Below are 20,100 nucleotides of genomic sequence, written 5' to 3'. Positions count from 1 at the left end.
ACCATGCCCCGATTAATGCTCACTGATGAGTTGTGGTCAAAGCTAAAAGCTATATTGCTTGAAAATAGAGTTTATAACAAGCTTGAACACAGACAAACGATGGAAGGAATTTTATACCGCTTACGTGTTGGTTGCCCTTGGCGAGATTTACCTGAATATTTTGGGCTATGGAACACGATTTATCGTCGCTTTCTGCTTTGGTCTAAAAAAGGAATACTGATGAGGTTATTCAAAGCATTATCCGCTGATAGCGATGTAGAATGGGAATTTATTGATGGAAGTTATGTCAAAGCGCACCAACATAGTACTGGCGCAGCATCAAAGCAGGAACAGGCTATTGCGCTAAGTTGTGGTAGAAATACCAGTAAAATTCACTTAGCTGTTGATAGCTATGGTTTGTCTATTGGAGTTTATTATCACAGGTGGTGATGTTCATGACAGTAATACCATATATGCATTAAATATTTGCCCACTTGTACTTGTTAAAATTAACTAAAATGGCGTTGCTCTCAATCCTAATAGCCAGCTATTAGTCAATCGAGCGCCTTGTTTTAGCTGATTTTCTCTACGCACAACAAGATCACTTACTTAATGCAATTGGTATAAAGTAGCCAATCAACTTATTGAGTTATTGCCTCAAAGTCAGTTTGTTGTGGCAGACAAAGGCTACGATAGTGAGGCAATTAGAGATAAAATACGGGAAGGAAATTCGACACCCATTATCCCAAGAAAGCAAAACTCGAAAATTGGAAATGCAGATATAGACTGGTGCTTATACAAATATAGGCATTTAGTTGAGAATGCCTTTGCTCGCTTAAAGCATTTTAGAGCTATCGCGACAAGATACGATAAGTTAAAAATTAACTTTGAAAGCATGTTAGCACTGGCGTGTTCGGTTATTTGGCTACCAATGAGAAAGATCAACAGCCCCGACAAAAGCTGTAGTTTCTTTTTAAAACATAGAGAAAAGACGTATTCATATTTAAAAAGGAGAATGATAGGGTTCCTTTACCAAATTTATTTTAAAGGGATATTAATATGGTTCGAATTTTGTTAGTTGTTAGTTGTTAGTTGTTAGTTGTTACTTACTACTCTCTCTTACACCCTATAGTGCATCTGCTACTACTTTAGTTTGTAATAATTGCGCTCCTTCTACTGCTTATAAAAAAGTATTGAATATAGTATGTTCAAAAACAACGGAATCTAGTACAAGGTTTGTTGATGACTTTATAGTTATAAATGTATTAGAAAATAAAGTATATGGGTGGAAGATATCTGCAAGGTGGTTATTAAAAGGAGGAAATGATCCAGAATTAGATTTTAAAGTGTCAACTTTACGTATTTCTAATGATGTAATTAATCAAGTGCGTAGATTACATAGAACACCATTGGTTAGGCATTTAAGACAAGCTACTAGGGGTATAAATATTCCTGCTGATAGTGGATTGGCTAGTGCTTGGGATATTGCTAGAAATTCAAGTAATCACGTTGTTGTAAGTGATTGGTATAAAGCTAATTACCCTTTAGATTATTATATACACAATGCTGTTCAGGTAGCTGGATCTTTACCATTATTGAAATATCCCTTAGATGTTTTAAGAGATATGAATGTTGTGTTTATTTTTGATGATGGGAGTTCTGTTAAATTTAGGCCACCTGCTATGCAAGATCAAGGCTATACCCTGACTTATGTTCCTAAATCGGCGCAAGATTCTGATTCAAATAGAATTACTGATCAGGGAGAAAGTTTAATTGGAGACTATAGCTTCACTACTAAAGATCGAATGAATGACTTTATTGAGAGAGCACGGCGATATGGTGTTACCATTACTCACCATAGAGCTAGTGGAGGAAGATATAAATACTCCATTACTAGGGGCTGTTGATCTTTTGAGTTCATTTTTGCAGCAATTTGTTTGGGGTTTCTACAAGGCAGAGCCTATGTGGTGTAGCTGGCTCGATAATAGCTCCTGCATTATCCTAATGAGCTACATCCCTGTAGCAATACATGAATAGGCGATAACGCCGTAGAAATAACAAACAAATGCTGTCCGTAGGATTCACCTAAAAGTATTTTGTGCTGCGTTATTCGTCATTCACTGGGGTAAACCCAGCATCAATCCTCATGCCTTGCCCAAACTCCTTTTAGATTGAACAAAATTTGAACCACAAAGATCAACAGACCCTATATCTTATCCTAGATAAATTTATGAGGTATCTAAATGTTCGCAAATAGTAATCTTCAGACAGCCATTATATTGGTGGTTATAGAAACACTTTGTTTTTGTTTATTATGTTTTTTGCTCGCAAGGAAAAAACATATGAATACTAAATTAGCTATATGTTTAGGACTGATTCCTGGATTCAATTTTTTGGCTCTCATATATTATGTCGGCGCTCCCAAAAATAGTGAATTGACTTAGAACTAGTATTAATAAGAGTAGCTATTGATTTTAGCTATTCTTATTATATTTCAGTGGTTAATCAATTATATCTATGTTCTTATTTTGTTAAACCCTATCTGGTCTTGCCCCCAGTGCAGGCTTACCAGACAACGAAGAACGCTTGCGTTGATTCGGTTTTGTTTTAGATTTTGGCTTTTTCTTCGCTGGCGCAGCTGCTTTTTCAACGGGCGTCGTTTTGCTGTCACCATAAACCGATTTTCCTTTACCCTTACCAAAAGTTGGTTTGTCGTTACGAATATCTGGCTGTTTCGGGTTTTTAGTCGCAAAACGTTTATTGCCATGACGGCTCGACTCACGGCTACGCATAGTTGCTGCAACGCGTGCTTCTTCGTGCTCGTCTGGTACTAAACAATGCTTCTTGGTACCAATCAGATATTTCATGCCCATGCGAGTAAGTGCTTGGCGGATCAGTGGCCAGTTGGCTGGATCGTGATAGCGTAAGAATGCTTTGTGCAGTCGGCGCTGACGCTCGCCCTTAGCCACAAACAATTCTTCGCCTTTCTTTTTGTATTTCACTTTTTTCAGCGGGTTAGTTTCTGAGTGATACATCGCTGTCGCATTACACATTGGCGATGGGTAGAAGTTCTGTACCTGATCACACTCAAAATCATTACTCTTAAGCCACAATGCTAGATTCAACATGTCTTCATCGGTACTGCCTGGGTGAGCAGAGATGAAATAAGGGATCATGTATTGCTTTTTGCCGGCTTCTTCACTGAATTGATAGAACATGTCTTTAAACTTGTCATATGAAGTCATTTCTGGCTTCATCATCAAATCTAAGGTTTTCTTTTCAGTATGTTCTGGTGCTATTTTTAAATAACCGCCCACGTGATGTTGTACCAGCTCTTTGACGTATTCTGGCGATTCAACCGCTAAATCATAACGCACGCCAGAGGCAATTAAGATTTTCTTAATGCCCGGTACTTGGCGCGCTTCGCGGTATAAATCGATGGTGTGTTTGTGGTCTGTATCTAGCTTGCTACAGATCTTAGGGAATACACAAGATGGATGACGACAGTTAATTTCAGCTTTTGGATCGCTACAACCTAAACGATACATATTGGCGGTTGGGCCGCCTAAATCTGAAATTGTGCCGGTAAAGCCCGGTACTTTATCGCGAATCTGCCCAAGTTCATCCAAGATAGACTCTTTTGAACGACTTTGAATAATACGGCCTTCATGTTCGGTGATAGAACAGAATGAACAGCCACCAAAACAGCCACGCATGATATTAACTGATGTTTTAATCATGTCATAGGCAGGGATTTTAGCCTTGCCATAACTTGGATGTGGTACGCGAGCGTAAAACAATCCAAACACAAAATCCATTTCTTCGGTGGTTAATGGAATAGGCGCTTTGTTAACCCATAATTGACGGTCACCGTGCTGTTGAATTAACGCACGTCCAGAATATGGATTAACTTCTAAATGCATAATACGCGCAGCATGGGCGTATAGTACTTTGTCATTCTTTAGCTTTTCGTATGATGGAATACGAACAACTGTAGTATTTGAATCATGACGAGAAGGTCTAACGGTAATAACCTGAGCAGGATTTTTTGCTTCCTCAGGTGCTTTATCAGCATCGTTTTTACAGTCCGTTTCCGTTGCATACGGGTTAATCATTGGTTTAACCATCGCCTTGCTAGGTTTTTCAATGCGGGTTGAATCTATTTCTCTAAAACCTTCAGGGACATCCTTAACGATAATTGCGGTGCCCGCAATGTCGTTGATTTCTTCAATCGGTACCTTGTTAGCAATGCGATAGGCTAATTCAACGAGCGCGCGTTCTGCATTACCAAACAATAAAATATCAGCTTTTGCATCAAACAATACTGAACGGCGTACTTTGTCTGACCAGTAGTCATAATGTGCTAAACGGCGCAGACTAGCCTCAATACCACCTAAAACGATAGGCACTTCTTTATAGGCTTCACGACAACGTTGTGAGTAGATTAATACAGCGCGATCTGGGCGTTTACCACCTTCATTATTAGGAGTATAAGCATCATCGTGACGAATTTTACGATCAGCCGTATAGCGGTTAATCATTGAATCCATGTTACCTGCGGTTACCCCGAAAAATAAATTTGGTTTACCAAGCGCCATAAAAGCATCTTTATTATCCCAGTCTGGTTGCGCAATGATGCCAACACGATAGCCTTGTGCTTCAAGAACACGACCAATAACCGCCATGCCAAAGCTTGGATGGTCGACATAGGCATCACCAGAAACAATAATGATGTCACAGCTATCCCAGCCAAGTTGGTCCATTTCTTTGCGCGTCGTCGGTAAAAATGGCGCTGTGCCATAGCATTCTGCCCAATAACGTGGATATTCGTTAATCGGCGGCGCTGTTGGCTTTTCAATTGGAGTTTTCATGGTGGGTTCTGCGTAATAAAAGTGCGCAAATTATAGCTTACAACGCCGACATAACACCAGTTAAGGGCGCTGATGATGTGAGCAATACGAGGGTTAAACAGGTAATCCGTTGATTTATTTAGCGATGCTAATCGTTTTATGACTAGATAATTGAGCAAAAGCGTCATCACTTAACTGCAATGTGACTTGCTTTGTTATCTCATCAACGCTTAATACATCGCTAAGATGAGGCAATAGTTGGTGGTTTGTTAACACGGCATGGCAATCGCCATGCTCGACGATTTTTCCTTGCTTAATTAACATTAATTCATCACATAAATAATCAATTTCATCAATGTGGTGACTGACATAAATCATTGGCAATTGGTGCTGCTGACTATAGTTTTTCAGCGCTAACATCAACTGCTGTTTCGCGTTGTTATCAAGCGCCGATAAAGGCTCATCGAGTAACAATAATTTAGGGTTAGCCACTAAACTGCGCACTATTGCCACACGTTGTTGCTGACCTGCTGATAGCAAACTACACACTTTATTAAGTAATGGTTCAATACCAAAGTCTTCGATGAGTGAGGCTAAACGCGATGATGAATTGAGTTGATCAACTATCGATAAATTCTTAGCAACCGTTAAATGATTAAACAAGCGGCTATCTTGAAACACCATACCTATATTCGGGATCTGAGCGTTATGCTTTTTTGAATTGTTTAATAATTGACCAGGGTTCAGTTGCCATTGATGGTTGTTGAAACTAATGTCGCCACTGCTTTTTTCATTCAGCCCAGCAATCGCTCGCAAGAGACTGGTTTTCCCACTACCAGAATCACCAAATAACCCGACAATACCACTGACAGTAAGCTCTACTTCAATGTCTAAATTGAAGTGATGTAGCGGTTGTTTGATGTTTAATTTCAGTGACATTGGAAACTCTTCTTTTTATTAAGGCGCAAACTATGATGTACTTCGAGGCATTATCTGCATACTTGAAGATATGCTCAAGCACATCAGTTACTTTTCTTTGCGTCGCCAAAGAAAAGTAACTAAAAGAAAGGCGCCCCGCAAATTTATACCAATTGCATTAAGTAAGTGATCTTGTTGTGCGTAGAGAAAATCAGCTAAAACAAGGCGCTCGATTGACTAATAGCTGGCTATTAGGATTGAGAGCAACGCCATTTTAGTTCATTTTAACAAGTACAAGTGGGCAAATATTTAATGCAATTGGTCTTATTGCTGATCTCATTTTTAAAATTAACTTTTCAATACCATATTTTATCCGCATCCATGTGGAAAATATTAAAAAATCGTCCCTGATTTTTTTATTGGTCAATTATAAAAATAAGGCAATACATAACGGGAACCTCCGCGCTTTGAAGTCAGAGGTAATAATTAGTTTTTAGCATCTTTGTTTTGTAAAAACGCATAAATCACTACCAACATCACCAACGAGCTAATCAATAAACCGCCTGCTATTTGGTGGGCTTGTTGATATTCAAAGGCTTCAACATGTTCGAACAAGCTAATGGCTAATACTTGTGTTTCACCGGGAATATTGCCGCCAATCATTAATACCACGCCAAATTCACCTAGGGTGTGGGCAAATCCCATAACGGCAGCGAGTAAAAAGCTGCGTTTGGTCATGGGAATGATAATGTGCTTGATGGTATTCCAACGGGACATTCCTAAAGTTTTAGCAGCTTCTAATTCTTTATTGCCTAAGGTGACAAAGCCAGCTTGCAGCGGTTGCACAACAAATGGGAGTGAATAGATAATTGAACCAACTAACAAGCCACTAAAACTAAAGGCGAGTGTTGAACCTGTGAGTGATTGCCAAATTTGGCCTGGTAAATAATTAGGTGAAAATGCTAGCAGCAAATAAAAACCAAGTACTGTTGGTGGTAACACCAATGGCAGGGCAACCAATGCTTCAAATAATGGGCGTAGTTTATTCTTAGTTTTTGCCAACCACCACGCAATAAAAGGACTAATGGACAGTAAGATTAATGTGGTTAAAATAGCAAGTTTTAGGGTAAGCCATAATGCTTGTAAATCATTACTCATTGGAGTCACCAATTAAATATCCACTGTTTGAAATAGTTGTTTTACTTTGTATGGTTAAGAAATTAAGAAACGCTTTACTTGCTGTATTTGAACTACCGTGTTTTGTGATTACAGCATATTGTTTAATCGGTGGGTAAAGGTGACGAGGTAAAACAAAATAATGACTTGTTTGATTATTTTCTTTTAACTGGCTTAGTGATACAAAGCCTGATTGCGCATTACCACTAGTGACAAACTGCAAGGCTTGAATAACATTGTTACCTGTGACTAACTTCGATGAAACCTCATTTTTAACGCCTATTCTTTTTATCAATTCTAATGACGATAGCCCATAAGGTGCAAACTTGGGGTTTGCGATTGCTAACTTACCTGTTTGCGATTTTATACTTGTTTTTAGCTCATCTACTGACGTTATTTTTTCTTTTTGCGTGAAAAAAGCGAGTTGTCCGGTGGCATAGTGTATTAGTGAATCTGCATCTGCACGTGCATTCTCGATTAGCCATTGAGCACGCTCTTTATCGGCACTTAAAAATAAATCATAGGGCGCACCATGATATATTTGGGTTGCTAGTGCGCTACTCGATGCGCTAATTAGTGTTACATTATGTGAAGTTTTTTGTGAGAATTTATCGACAATTTTTTGTGCAGTTGTTTTAAAGTTGGCTGCGACCGCGATTTTTAACTCTTCACCAACACTGGATGATGAGCTAATAATTAATAGAGTAAAGAGCAGTGATTTCATGGTGCTATTCACTAGTATCTTGGCTCCATTTATTAGCCGCTTGGTGATCTGACTCTCGCTCATTTAACCATTTGTCGCCGTCTGCATTTGATTCTTTTTTCCAGAACGGCGCTTTGGTTTTTAAGAAGTCGATAATAAATTCACAGGCTTCAAAAGCCGCTTTACGATGAGCACTAGCAACACCGATATAAACAATTTGATCGCCAGGCGCTAGTTCGCCAATGCGATGAATAATAATCGGTGTTGCAATTGGCCAACGCTCCATCGCTTGCTGGCTAATATTGGCCAATGTTTTTTCTGTCATGCCGGGGTAATGCTCTAATGATAGCGCACTGACTTCTTGCTCTAAATTAAAGTCACGGACCTTGCCAACAAAGGTAATGATGGCGCCATAACCTAGCGGGTTGTTTTCTCGTGCTGTGATTTGCTGGTAAAGCGCCGATATATCAAAGTCAGCTGTTTGCACACTAATCATGATTAACCGCCTGTTACCGGTGGAAAGAACGCAACTTCGTCACCGTCTTTTATTTCGGTATCCCATGGGCTCATTTCTTGATTGACTGCTACCAATAATTTATCTCGTGTGAGTGCCAAATCCCATTTGTCATTGGTGTTAGCCAAATGTGCCCGAAGCATTTCTAAATCACTAAATGCTGATTCAAAGGGTAATGTTAGTCCGCCTTGGCCAATAATTTCTCGAGTTTGGGCGAAAAACACAATAGATAACATAAGAATTCCTTGATTAGCCGCCAATAGATGCAAGGTGCGGTGTATTACCTGTATTACCTTGTTGTAAATAGTGGCTAACTTTTTTGGTTTGCACCGCTTGTTGTAAGCGATCAATAAGTTGAGGTTGTTGTTCGTCGTGTTGAATTAAGTCGCGAATGTCCACGCCTTCTTCACCAAACAAACACAGATGCATTTTGCCTACAGCACTAACACGTAATCTATTACAGGTATCACAAAAGTCTTTGGCATAAGGTTGAATTAAGCCAAGGCTACCTTGATAGTCTGGATGAGAATAAACTTGCGCTGGGCCGTCGTCTTTAGCGCGCAGTTGTTGCACCCAACCTTGCTGTTGTAGAAAGGTTTTCATGCCGTCGCCAGACAAATGATGTTGATTGAAGAAGTCACCAGTTTGACCACATTCCATTAATTCAATAAAGCGCATTTCGATTTTACGGCTCTTAATAAATGCTAAAAACTGCTGTAATTCATTATCGTTGAATTCTTTGATGAGTACAGAATTGAGTTTAATTTTGTCAAAACCAACTTCAAGGGCTTTATCAATACCGCGCATGACATCGTCAAAGCGATTGACGCCGGTAATTTTATTAAATAGATGGGGGGTTAAGCTATCGACACTGATGTTGAGTTGACTTAGTCCAGCGTCTTTCCATGTTTGTGCGTGTTTTGCGAGATTGTAACCATTGGTGGTCATGGCTATTTTTTTGATGCTTGGTATCGCCGCAATCGCTTCAATGATTTGTGGTAAGTCTTTGCGTAAACCCGGCTCACCGCCGGTAACTCTAACTTTTTCAGTCCCTACAGCTGCGAAACTTTCAACTGTTCGTCTTATTTCATCAACGGATAAAAAACATTGTTTTTGGGTGTGTTGATAACCATCCGGCAGGCAATATTCGCATTTGAAATTGCATACGTCGGTAATTGAAAGGCGTAAATAATAGAACTTACGACCATGGTTATCGCTTAATTGCATGAGTTTGCCTAAGGTTTGCCAAAAAATACTCTGTGTCCACCATAGCAAATGTGGCCTGCGGTGTCAGTGGATCAGTTTCAAAGTATAAGAACAGAATTTGCTGCACTTTATTTCACCTAAAATTATTTGGCAAAATATCCTTTCCATAATCTTGCTAATGCAGCTTTCAAATGCGCCTGAAAATCTTCATTTTGTTGGCGCTGTCGTTGTTGCCACAGTCCCAATATTAGACCGTGACTATCACTAAATAGCGCCAGTGCTTGGGCTTCAGTCAACATTGGAAACTGTTGACTTATTTGCGCCGCGACTTGATTGGCGTGATTATTCATCCATTGATAGTACTCATTCTTAATTTGTTCATTACAGCCCGGTTCTAATGTTGAACACGATAAACTAGCTAATGGAAAAAATAGTGGGTCTTCTAATGGGTATTTCACAAAGCAATTTAATAGCTCTGCCAAACTTTGAGTAGTGGCAAGTGTTTGTTGCAATTGCTCAAACCATATTTGGTAATGCTGTTGTAGCAACGACATATAAATAGTTTCTTTGCTTGAGAAGTAAAGGTAGACAGTTCCTTTTGCTTGGCCGCAATCTTTAGCGATAGTCGCAACGGTCGGCAAGATAAAGCTTTCTTGAAACAGTGAAGCGGCAGAATCAATGATTGCTTGGTGCTTTTGCTGCTTTTCTTGGTCTGTATTAGCGCGTGATGTCATTTTTCATGCCTTCCATTGCGAGTTTGTGGAGTCAAGACAAATTATTGAGTGCGTCATTGCGATCGATCAATATTTGAAATCGCAATCTGATTAATAATATACGTTAATCTTTAAGTGAACATTGGTCAATAGCGTGAATAAAACAATAGAATGGGATCAGGCTTTAATTGAAAAATACAATTATAGCGGTCCAAGATATACATCGTATCCAACTGCTCTCGAATTTAGCGAAGAATTTGCTGAAGATGACTTTGTTCAAGCCGTCACTAATAGCAACAATGAAAGTCTATCGCTCTATATTCATATCCCGTTTTGTCACATGCTTTGTTACTACTGTGGCTGTAATAAAATTATTACTCGCCATGCCCATAAAGCTGATCAGTACTTAGAGTTCTTAGCCAAAGAAATTACGGCGCGTGCTCAATTATTTAAGCATCAAACTGTGACTCAGATGCACTGGGGCGGCGGTACACCGACCTTTTTGACCAAAGAACAAATATCTTCATTAATGAATTTATTACGCCAAGAGTTCAATTTTGCTGATGTTGGTGAATACTCGATTGAAATTGACCCACGTGAAATTGAATTAGACACCCTAGATAATTTGCGTAACGAAGGCTTTAACCGCATTAGTTTAGGGGTGCAAGATTTCAATAAAGATGTTCAAGTCGCCGTTAATCGTGAACAAAGTGAAGAATTTATTTTTGCGATGATTGAGCGTGCTCGTGAGCTTGGATTTGTGTCCACCAGCATTGATTTAATTTACGGCTTACCGCATCAAACCACTGAATCATTCGCGAAAACAATTGATCGAGTTATTGAGTTATCGCCAGATCGCTTGTCTGTTTTTAACTATGCGCATTTACCGCAAATTTTTGCCGCGCAGCGTAAATTAAAAGAAGAAGACATGCCGTCTCCTCGTGAAAAATTACAAATCTTAGAAAATACCATTAATCAGTTGGTTGCTGCTGGCTATCAGTACATCGGCATGGATCACTTTGCTAAACCTGACGATGAGTTATCTATTTTGCAAAACAACGGTAAATTACACCGTAATTTCCAAGGCTATACAACGCAGCCTGAGTGTGATCTTCTAGGGCTAGGTGTTTCAGCTATTAGTCAAATTGGTAATTGTTACGCACAAAACCAAAAAGATATTAAGCAGTATTACGCCAGCGTCGACGAACGATCTAATGCATTATGGAAAGGTGTTGGCTTAGCAGAAGATGACTTTATTCGCCGAGCAGTGATCAAACAATTGATCTGTCACTTCGAATTAGATTTTGGATCGATAGAATCGCAATGGGATCTTAGCTTTGAAGAATACTTCAAAGAAGATCTTCAATTACTTCAAACGTTTATCGACGATAAATTGGTTGAATATGATGCCCGTTCATTAAAGGTCACACCGAAAGGTGAATTATTAATCCGTAATATCTGCATGTGTTTTGATGTTTATTTACGCGATAGAGCCCGTCAGCAGCAGTTTTCAAGAGTTATCTAATTAAACCAAATATAGCGTTTTAGCTTACAGTTACATTTCCTAACTAAAGCGTTTTTTTGGATTTTTAACGCAAATGGACTTTTCTCAATACACTCTCGAAGAACTCATTTCAAAAAGAAAAAATCTTGATCCACAAAAGCAGCAAGATGACTGTGATCAACTCGCCCTCACCGTTCACTGCTTTAGATCGTTATCACCAATTAAAATGATCTGCGTTATCAAAGCTACATCAATAAAGAGAGAATTTTTAAACTGATAATAATATTTCTGTTTTGGATATTTTTCGGTAAGTTTGTCATGAAGTTAGTAAAGGTAGCATTGAAAAGTCAACTGTTGGATGAGTGGGTTGTTTATACTATGATAGCGCGATGATTTTAAACGGATTAATGCTTTGAAGCTTGATTACACCACATATTCTCTTAAAGACTTATTGGAAACAAGACGCCGTATTGACGCCGAGCGTTATCCTGAGAACTTTGATGCATTAGTTAATGAAATAGAACGTCGTCGCCTGTGTGGCAACTTACACGGCAGTAATACCGAACATCTTAGTGGTTTTAATGATGATGACAGCGATGATGATGAAGCTGATACATTTTTTGTCGATTTCAAATCCAATGGGCATAAAAAACGTCGACGTTTTGTGATCACTGCCGTGCTGGCGGCTACTTTGTGTATATTGGCATTAATCGGCAACGAATATTGGGTCACTTCATTAGACAATGTTCGGCAATACAATACGACCGTGTCTGACATGCGCTGCGTGGTGACTGATGTGGAAGATGAAGAAACAGGAAATATTCGTCGCTATATCGACTTAGAATTATCATCGGGATCTGACTTATTTGCGGCATTTGATGTCAACCATCGCATGTGTCAAACCATCAAGAAAGAATACCCTAGCGGTGCTCAGATCAATGTGTGGCATCAAGAAGGTGTTATTTATCAGCTTAAGTCTGACGATAGAATGTTGTTGTCATATCGCTTATTGAAACCGCGTATTAGGGCTTTTCAAACACAAAATACGTACTTATATATTTTTGGTTTGATATGTTTGTGGATATTGAGTTTTAAGACATTTGTGAATGCCATATCTCCCGGTACCTTTACAAAAGACGACACTTATTACTGATTAAATAAATGCGCCGATGTGATACCAATTACGAAAATTAGATAGCAATTGGCGCACACTTATTACAATAATTTATTGTGGTCGATAGCCATATTCTTGTTGATAAAGCGCCATAGTTTTTTATCTTTTACTGGATCGATTGATTTTAGTTTACCGCCAATATTATCGGCTAACGACTTTTCAAGTAAGTATTGATAAGCATAGATACCGACTTTGCTTGATGGTGAATGCATCGCTTTCGGATCGACGAATAAGCTAACCTTTTTATTCATTTCTTCCACCGTTAACGCGTAGTTTTTAACATCGGCAATAAACACGCGGCGGTCGTTTTTTCCTGCCCACATAATTAGCGGCTTTTTAATATGCTTTGCGTGTGCTGCTGGTGATTTTTCATAATGCTTGGCCATTAATTCTTTATCATCCCAGTCAATGACCAGCTGTTTCATAAAGTATTCACGATTATATTTATTGGTTTGCTTTGTAAACCGGTAATAATACATGGCTGAACGGCCAATATCATGAGGCGGTGCACCAGCAAAACCCACTTGAAATAAGTCTGGCGTATAAGCTAATGCGGCAAGTGTGCTGTAAGCACCAAATGAATGGCCAACAATAGCTAATCGATTTTTATCGCCGACATTATTGTTTAATAAATAGTAAACGCCATCAATGATATCGCGCTGAATTCGCCCATCACCATGTTCGCCCTTTGTGCTAGTAAGGTAGTCTTTACCAAAGCCAGTTGATGAGCGAAAGTTTGGTTCAAATACTATGTAGCCACGGTTAGTTAACAATTGCGTTGAGCGTTGATATTTGTCGGTTACACGGCTCCATGGGCCGCCGTGTACATTGGTGATTAGTGGTGCTTTGCTGATATCAACGCCAGAAGGCAAGGTTAAATATCCTTGTAAATGGTAGCCGTCGCGGCTCGTGTAATGCATTGGAAATTTTGCAGCAATATCATGTTGTTTAAGCATTGGTTTATTTACATTCGCTTGTTCAACAATTGATTTTAAAGGGCGTGTTAACGTTTTGGTTGTTGGTTGATATAGGTAATAGCGTAACGAGCTGTATGCATTGTTATTATCTATGATTAACCAAGGTTGTTGATTAATATCTTGTGACAGTGATGCTCTAATACGCATTGACGATGTTTCTAAACTTTTCTCTATAAAATCAATGTGCTGCTGTAATTCTTTGTTATCTGAATGGTTTTTTATGTAGTCACCGTGATAACTAATAATAGGCGCACTAATTAATTTTTTCTTCTGATCAAATTGAAATACAGCATCGGATAAATCGGCGCGATTTAATGGGTCGCAATGCACTGTTTTTACGCTGTTAGATGACAAATCAATGAGTGCTAGTCGAGTGAGATCTGATTGATAATTTGAGATTAACAATAGATTTTGTCGTTTTCTATCGAAATAGATAGCACCGCATTGATCATCCCATTCACACTGCCACAGTATTTTTTCTTGCTTGTCGGCAATATCAATAATGTATTTTTCACCTTTGTTGCCGTCTTCTTCATTGTAGCGGGATAGGATAGAAGGATTTCCGGCAGCATCTAACCCAAAACTTGAGAAGCGGTGTGGCGTTTGATAAATAATAGACTCTTTACCATTGTTCTCTACACGAAGTACCTGATACTGCTTAGTTTCAGAATGCCATCGGCGCACAATAACACTATTGGTGAAGGTATTATCATCACTAATAATTTTGTCATGATAGCGATTATTTTTGTCGAACAATATTTGCGGAGCACTACCTTTATTTACGCCAACAACTGCAATGTTTTTACGCGTTTCAAAGAACATTGATTGGCTATCGACAGTCCATCTCACATTCGATAATTGTTTGGTGCTGAAGAGTTTATGAGATGCTTTAGCGGCAATATCGTAAATCCACAGTGAAACAATACGCTTATGATCTGGCCCACTTTTTTCAAAGTAATTTAAATACTTTCCATTTGGGGACAATGACACACCATAAATGTTGCTGGCATTAAAAATAGTTTGATAGTCATGTAGCTTAGGTATTGGCTTTGATTGGCTAATGGTAATTTGCTTTTCAAGCGTTGACGGTGATGAATAAACAGCGTCGTCAGTGAGTTCTTCATTTAACTCAACAATGAAAATAGCATGAGCTGATCCTGATAAACACGCAGCAGTCAGGCTCAAAATACTTAATAGTTTTGATAATGATTTCATAATGTTTACTCGCTTGATGCTGCTTGGCAGCATCAAGAATTAATGATGATTAGTTGGGATTGTGTTTGGCGGCGAATAACGCTTCACGCCAGTTAGTCATAAAGAGAAATGCTAATAGTCCTGGCAGAGCACAAACTAAATTGAGTATGCACCACATCAACGTATTGCTGGTGGACAGTTTTATTCTTCGTGCCAATAACAAAGTCATCAGGGCACTGAATATCGCTGCAAACAAGATGAGATAGTATGTTTGTGGCGGATAAGCTTCAAATACTTCGTCTATTGACATAAAAGAGTCTTTGTATGACGGTCTCGTTAACGATTCTAAATAACGATAACCTAAACCAACAACAATAGGTGATATCCAATAATCTTGCGTTGATATCCATGATGGGATTGGTCGATAGCCTTTAAAAGAATGTGTCGCCAGTAGTTCTGATGAGCCATCATGTTTCACATAAAGGAGGCCATATCCCGGTTTTCTATAACCATGAAGCATTCTGCTTTGATAATCCAAAAGATAGCCGTCAATAAGATCAGTATATCGAATGGTTAATGTTGGATTGTAAGGGTATGGATGCTCTATCACGTAAGCGGGCTGGGTGTATTCATTGGCTTCGTCAAAACGTCCATAATTAAATGCATAGAGAGATTTATTTGAAATAACTAAGTAGTAATCACCCGATTGTTGAGGTGCAACATTACTTTGGTATTGTTCACCATTGGTAAGTTGATGTTTAATCTCAATTTCACGTTGTGAAAAGTCGACGACATAAATGGTGTCATTTGTTTGAATAAACTTATTAAACAAAACGCTTGGAACACCGCCAAATCTATCTTTCTCATTGATTGTGGCATCTGCTGCTAAGAAACCCTGTGCGCCAACAAAACCGACCGGCTTATCTGTGATCAGGTGATGACCAACGAGCACGCCTTTTTGATGAGAAAATACCCATTGAGTTTTGTTAACGGAATCATTAAGAGCAAATTGCTTATCTTGGTGTTGTATTTGGCCTATCAATTGTTTCGGGACAAATCTTGTGTTTAATCGCTGAATTTCTGTTTTTTCTAAGCGTTTTACCAATTGTTCCTTTTGCAGGTAATCATCATAAATAAACTTTTCAGCCAATTGAGAAGCTTTTAAGCGCCACACTTCGCTGTAGTATCCAGCATGCTGACCTTGCGAATATTGATCGGGATGTTTGTCTATCAGCATTAATGGAAAGTGATAATAGGTCACTTGCATGAAAATGATAACGGCAGCAAACCAAGGTTGCAGTGCAAGTGCACTAAATAGCACAAGTCTCTTGTCGCTAAATTGTTCAGAGAGATTAACTTTGAACGATATTATTGATAAAACAAACGTAATACATAAAGTTAATATATCTAGACCAATAAGGACTCCACTGCTCACGATATCGCGTGAGCCCGTGATGAGAATGATCCAACTAAAGCTTAAAATTGCGGCTTTGTGAGGAGATAAAATAACGTAATTACCGATGAAATAACTCGATATCGATACAAATAACAGATGCAATATCCATAGATAATATCTTCCTTCAATGACCATATTAGTCGTCAGATCATAACCTAACGTTACTATAATAAAAGGGAGTATTAGAGCGCCTACTAACAACAATGCACCAGCGCCAATCAGCGAAAGATGAATATTCTTGGTCGCAATAGGTCTATGTACTAAATAAGTCCATTGTGCCTTTCGGCGATGCAAATACATTTGTGTCACGCCAAATATAAAGCTGGCAGCAATCACAATAAGATACACCGAAAATGTTTTCATCGTCTTCATTTCGGTCAGCGCAATAGACGTTGACGCATAGGCCCAACATACCATCAACACAAAGCCGAATATAAAGGCTATCTTCTTGAAACGATTTAGTTCGTTTTTAAATAGATCAAACATGTGATGTCTCCTGTTTGAAGTCGTTGCGCAGTGCATCGCGCCAGTCATTAAGAATCAAAAATGCAATTAATGCGGGTAGTGCACCAATTAAGCTTAAAGCGACCCATAGCCAACGATTGCTTGGAGACATCGGTAGGCGTTTAGCAATAATTAAGGTAATTAGCGCAGAAAATAACGCCATGCTTATACAAAATTCCCAGATACTCGGCGGGTAGCTGCGTTGCCAGAAATACTTCATCGATTCTGGTGTGGTTTTGATGGTGGTAAGAATACGCCCTAGCGAAAACTCAATCACATTAGACACGATAGGAGATAGGGTGAAATACTGTTCGGTCAGTAAACGAGACTGATGACGAATATCAAACTGTTTTACAGCAAGTGAAGTAATGTCGTTATCATGCGTAACATAAATCAGTTCACTGCCTTCTTCTTCAAACCCAAAGAAGTGAGAGCTGTTAAATAACAATAAATAACCGTCGGTCATCTGACTTATTTCAACATGCATGTTGTTTTCTAATGCTATTGGCAAATTCACGCTATGTAATGGTTCAATAAGGCTTGATGCCGTCGAAAAGTCGGTTTTATTGAATAAAACAAGTCGCTTGTTGGTGCTAAGTAGCGTGAGATCAAAAGCCGATACCGGTGAGCCCGCGAAGATTTCATCCCCTGACAGTGTGTAAATAGGCGTTATCTTTTGCGCTTTAAAATCAATATTAAACAGCGTGTTTTGGGTGTAGATATACTGTGAGCTAATAATATTAGGCACATATTCAAATTGCTGTAGCGGTGTTATTTTTTCTGACGCTGCTACAAAACCTGCTCTCGTCAAAAATCCAGCTTGTTCATCGGTTCTAACGTGACGACCTTCAAACACCATTTTGTCATGGGAAAACACCCATATATTGTTGTTTTCATCCCATATTTCATAACCACGATCGCTGGTAAATAGTTGACCTTTGGCTACATCAACACGCTCTCGCAATCCAAAACTCTTAAATTTAGCCAAACTCAGTTGTCTATTTAAAGCTGGCGCTAAATCGCTATCACTTTTGGCAAGCAATGCGGCAAACTGTTGGTTGGTATCGCTGCGAACAAAAGAATAGTAACTATCTTTTGTTAAATCTTTATTGGGGTGAATGCCCATTATGCTCATTGGCACGTGATAATAAATCGCTTGCAAGCTGCCTAATATCCAAAAAAGCAGTGGTTGCATTGCTACACTCATCAAAACAATCATCGGTTTTTTACTGGAAAAAACTGACAGATCTATTTTGAAAGCACAACGAGACATGTAAAAACTTAAGCCACAAAAAATAGCGGCATATAACAACATGTAGTTAGCGTGAATGGTGTTTCTAGCGCACAAATACGCCACCATCCATAACGACATAATCACCAATTTTGAAGGCGATAAAACAGCGTAAGTTGTAATAAAATAGGCCGTTGCCGCAATTAACATCATCTCGACGCACATTAAATAATGGCGCACGTCTACAACGTTATTGGTCATTAAATCTAGGTATGCCACTACACTAATAAAAGGAAAGATAAAACCAGTGAAAATAACGCAAAGCGCTGCTGCACTTAGCGCTAAATGAATTTTGGACATTGATAACGGTCGATGTATTAAATAGGTCCAATGGTTTTTACGCTTATGTAATAGCATTTGCACAGCGCCAATACCCACACCTGCGCTTAAAGCACACAGCATTAAAATAGCGTGTTTAAAGTAGATTGGCTGTAAAATTATCATCATTTTACCGATGATAATCCAACACAAGATTTGTAAAAAATAGGCGGCAAGCGCTACTAAGCGATAGCGTTTAAACTCGCTCAAAAATAGATCAAACATAATAATTCCTAAACCGAGGTTGGTTGTGGGGCCTTATGATTTTTAGCTAAAACAGAGTTAACGGCTTTTTCCAAATTAATGGGAGAACGCACGATTCCTTGAGCACCATTACGTGTTAGAAATGCTTCGAACTCGCTGCTATCTTGATCGCTAACGATTAAATGATATTGACCTTCGATAGACTTTTTCGTGAGTAAACCAGGAATATCATCATTGCTTGGCGCTTGCTCAGTAAAATCGCAAATCCAATAATGAATGCGTTCTAAAAATTCGTCGGGGCTAGCAATATACTTCACTTCGCCTTTTTCCATAATCACTAAATTTTCAGCAACACGTTCAATTTCTTCCATCTGATGAGAGCAATAAATGATGGTGGTGTTATTGTCGGTTTCTGTGTACATCAACGCTTCTAAAAAGGCCTGTTTTGCAACAACATCAAGGCCAAGCGTTGGCTCGTCTAAAATAAGTAAATCGGGAGATTGTGCCAATGCCATCGATAAATTTAAGCCGGCGCGTTCACCCCGTGATAAACCAGAGATTTTTTGATCCCCCTGTACATCAAAATTGCCAATGACGGTATCGTAAATATCCTGACGCCAATTACTGTATAAATTGCGCTGCATCTGGGTTATTTCATCCGCAGTCATCCATGTTGGCAACGTGTGTTCTTCGTTAACGTAGCCAATTCTTCCACGCATTTCAGGCGTTAACTCACGGCTATTCATACCTAAAATGGTTGAACTGCCCAATGTTGGTGCTTCAAGTCCCAACAGAATTCTAAATAATGTCGATTTACCAGCGCCATTTGCACCGATCAATGCGTGAATGCCGCCTTGGGGAATCTTTAAATCGAAAGAGTTTAGCGCTAACTTCTTGCCAAATCGTTTCGTCAAACTACTCGTTTCAATGATGTAATCAGTCATTGTCTTTATCTCGCTGAGTTAATTGGTTTAATTGTGCCAACACATAGTCACTCACCTGTTGCGGTGTAAAATCTAAATGCATGACATCATTAATAAATACCTGCGTTGCTTGCGCTAACTTATCGCTTTGCTCTGCACTCGACAGTTGCTGAGTTACTTCACAAGCAAAAACGCCAAGTCCTTTTCGGGATTCCAACACACCTAAATTAGTGAGTTCGGTGTATGCCTTGGCAACGGTATTGGCATTAATGGTTAATTGCATGGCTAGGCCACGCACACTAGGTAATTTCGAACCCGCTGGAATCTTGCCAGTGGTAATTTCCCTGCGTATTTCATCGACTATTTGACGAAAGATAGGTCGGGCGTCCCCGGGTGCTATCTGAATCGCAATGGCAGTCACTTTTGTCATTATTGTAAACTTAAGGTGTACTATGTGTGCTAGTACAGTAATACAGTTTGGTGGAGTGTGCAAGAA

At 39.1% G+C, this 20,100-nt stretch carries 16 protein-coding genes and 2 pseudogenes; 5 read left to right on the top strand and 13 right to left on the bottom strand.

The window, feature by feature from the left end:
* Positions 1-3: 3 nt before the first annotated feature.
* The 3 genes and pseudogenes from ACMAZF_RS19870 to ACMAZF_RS19860 form a co-directional block, all read left to right on the top strand.
* Positions 4-442, top strand: a pseudogene (locus ACMAZF_RS19870) (IS5 family transposase); the annotation flags it as partial.
* Positions 443-604: 162 nt separating this feature from the next.
* Positions 605-913 (top strand): annotated as a pseudogene (locus ACMAZF_RS19865) (transposase); the annotation flags it as partial.
* Positions 914-1,064: 151 nt separating this feature from the next.
* Complete coding sequence (locus tag ACMAZF_RS19860; protein WP_435275433.1) at positions 1,065-1,886, top strand: hypothetical protein; 822 nt, start codon at positions 1,065-1,067, stop codon at positions 1,884-1,886.
* A 624-nt stretch (positions 1,887-2,510) separates the two neighbouring features.
* Here the strand turns inward: ACMAZF_RS19860 and ACMAZF_RS19855 are convergent.
* The 8 genes from ACMAZF_RS19855 to ACMAZF_RS19820 all read right to left on the bottom strand — a co-directional run bounded on the left by ACMAZF_RS19855 (position 2,511) and on the right by ACMAZF_RS19820 (position 10,080).
* Positions 2,511-4,850 carry a YgiQ family radical SAM protein gene (locus ACMAZF_RS19855; RefSeq protein ID WP_435275432.1) on the bottom strand — a complete coding sequence of 780 codons (2,340 nt, stop codon included), beginning with the start codon at positions 4,848-4,850 and terminating at the stop codon, positions 2,511-2,513.
* 114 nt (positions 4,851-4,964) lie between these two features.
* Positions 4,965-5,768, bottom strand: a complete 804-nt coding sequence (locus ACMAZF_RS19850) for an ATP-binding cassette domain-containing protein (protein WP_435275431.1) — start codon at positions 5,766-5,768, stop codon at positions 4,965-4,967.
* Positions 5,769-6,233: 465 nt separating this feature from the next.
* A complete protein-coding gene (gene modB / locus ACMAZF_RS19845; RefSeq protein WP_435275430.1) occupies positions 6,234-6,905 on the bottom strand; it encodes a molybdate ABC transporter permease subunit in 672 nt (223 codons plus the stop codon).
* Positions 6,898-7,647, bottom strand: a complete 750-nt coding sequence (gene modA, locus ACMAZF_RS19840; RefSeq protein ID WP_435275429.1) for a molybdate ABC transporter substrate-binding protein — start codon at positions 7,645-7,647, stop codon at positions 6,898-6,900. Before modA ends, modB begins: the two co-directional genes overlap by 8 nt.
* Before the next feature lie 4 nt (positions 7,648-7,651).
* Entirely contained in the window at positions 7,652-8,122 is a 471-nt protein-coding gene (moaE, locus tag ACMAZF_RS19835) for a molybdopterin synthase catalytic subunit MoaE (protein WP_435275428.1), read from the bottom strand.
* Positions 8,123-8,124: 2 nt separating this feature from the next.
* The gene (gene moaD / locus ACMAZF_RS19830; RefSeq protein ID WP_435275427.1) at positions 8,125-8,376 is read right to left on the bottom strand and encodes a molybdopterin synthase sulfur carrier subunit; all 252 of its coding nucleotides are present in this window, start codon (positions 8,374-8,376) and stop codon (positions 8,125-8,127) included.
* Positions 8,377-8,389: 13 nt separating this feature from the next.
* Positions 8,390-9,367 carry a GTP 3',8-cyclase MoaA gene (gene moaA, locus ACMAZF_RS19825; protein WP_435275426.1) on the bottom strand — a complete coding sequence of 326 codons (978 nt, stop codon included), beginning with the start codon at positions 9,365-9,367 and terminating at the stop codon, positions 8,390-8,392.
* A gap of 122 nt (positions 9,368-9,489) precedes the next feature.
* A complete protein-coding gene (locus ACMAZF_RS19820; RefSeq protein ID WP_435275425.1) occupies positions 9,490-10,080 on the bottom strand; it encodes a TetR/AcrR family transcriptional regulator in 591 nt (196 codons plus the stop codon).
* 133 nt (positions 10,081-10,213) lie between these two features.
* On the opposite strand from ACMAZF_RS19820, the gene hemN reads away from it, so the two are divergent.
* Positions 10,214-11,584 carry an oxygen-independent coproporphyrinogen III oxidase gene (gene hemN, locus ACMAZF_RS19815; RefSeq protein WP_435275424.1) on the top strand — a complete coding sequence of 457 codons (1,371 nt, stop codon included), beginning with the start codon at positions 10,214-10,216 and terminating at the stop codon, positions 11,582-11,584.
* 391 nt (positions 11,585-11,975) lie between these two features.
* A complete protein-coding gene (locus ACMAZF_RS19810) occupies positions 11,976-12,716 on the top strand; it encodes a hypothetical protein (RefSeq protein WP_435275423.1) in 741 nt (246 codons plus the stop codon).
* 62 nt (positions 12,717-12,778) lie between these two features.
* On the opposite strand, the gene ACMAZF_RS19805 is transcribed toward ACMAZF_RS19810, so the two are convergent.
* Genes ACMAZF_RS19805 through ACMAZF_RS19785 form a run of 5 tightly spaced genes read right to left on the bottom strand, consistent with a single transcriptional unit; the run spans position 12,779 to position 20,034 of the window.
* Positions 12,779-14,929 carry an alpha/beta hydrolase family protein gene (locus tag ACMAZF_RS19805; protein WP_435275422.1) on the bottom strand — a complete coding sequence of 717 codons (2,151 nt, stop codon included), beginning with the start codon at positions 14,927-14,929 and terminating at the stop codon, positions 12,779-12,781.
* Positions 14,930-14,978: 49 nt separating this feature from the next.
* Positions 14,979-16,850, bottom strand: a complete 1,872-nt coding sequence (locus ACMAZF_RS19800; protein WP_435275421.1) for a hypothetical protein — start codon at positions 16,848-16,850, stop codon at positions 14,979-14,981.
* Positions 16,843-18,702, bottom strand: coding sequence for a hypothetical protein (locus ACMAZF_RS19795; RefSeq protein WP_435275420.1), 1,860 nt, complete (start codon positions 18,700-18,702; stop codon positions 16,843-16,845). The genes ACMAZF_RS19800 and ACMAZF_RS19795 overlap by 8 nt, the downstream gene beginning before the upstream one ends.
* 8 nt (positions 18,703-18,710) lie before the next feature.
* Positions 18,711-19,625: an ABC transporter ATP-binding protein gene (locus ACMAZF_RS19790; RefSeq protein WP_435275419.1), complete on the bottom strand. Its 915-nt coding sequence runs from the start codon at positions 19,623-19,625 to the stop codon at positions 18,711-18,713.
* The gene (locus ACMAZF_RS19785; protein ID WP_435275418.1) at positions 19,618-20,034 is read right to left on the bottom strand and encodes a GntR family transcriptional regulator; all 417 of its coding nucleotides are present in this window, start codon (positions 20,032-20,034) and stop codon (positions 19,618-19,620) included. Before ACMAZF_RS19785 ends, ACMAZF_RS19790 begins: the two co-directional genes overlap by 8 nt.
* Positions 20,035-20,100 lie beyond the last annotated feature (66 nt).

This window comes from Psychrobium sp. nBUS_13 (assembly GCF_051201665.1).
In the GTDB taxonomy this organism is placed as follows: Bacteria; Pseudomonadota; Gammaproteobacteria; order Enterobacterales; family Psychrobiaceae; genus Psychrobium.
This window is presented reverse-complemented; position numbering and strand designations above follow the sequence as displayed.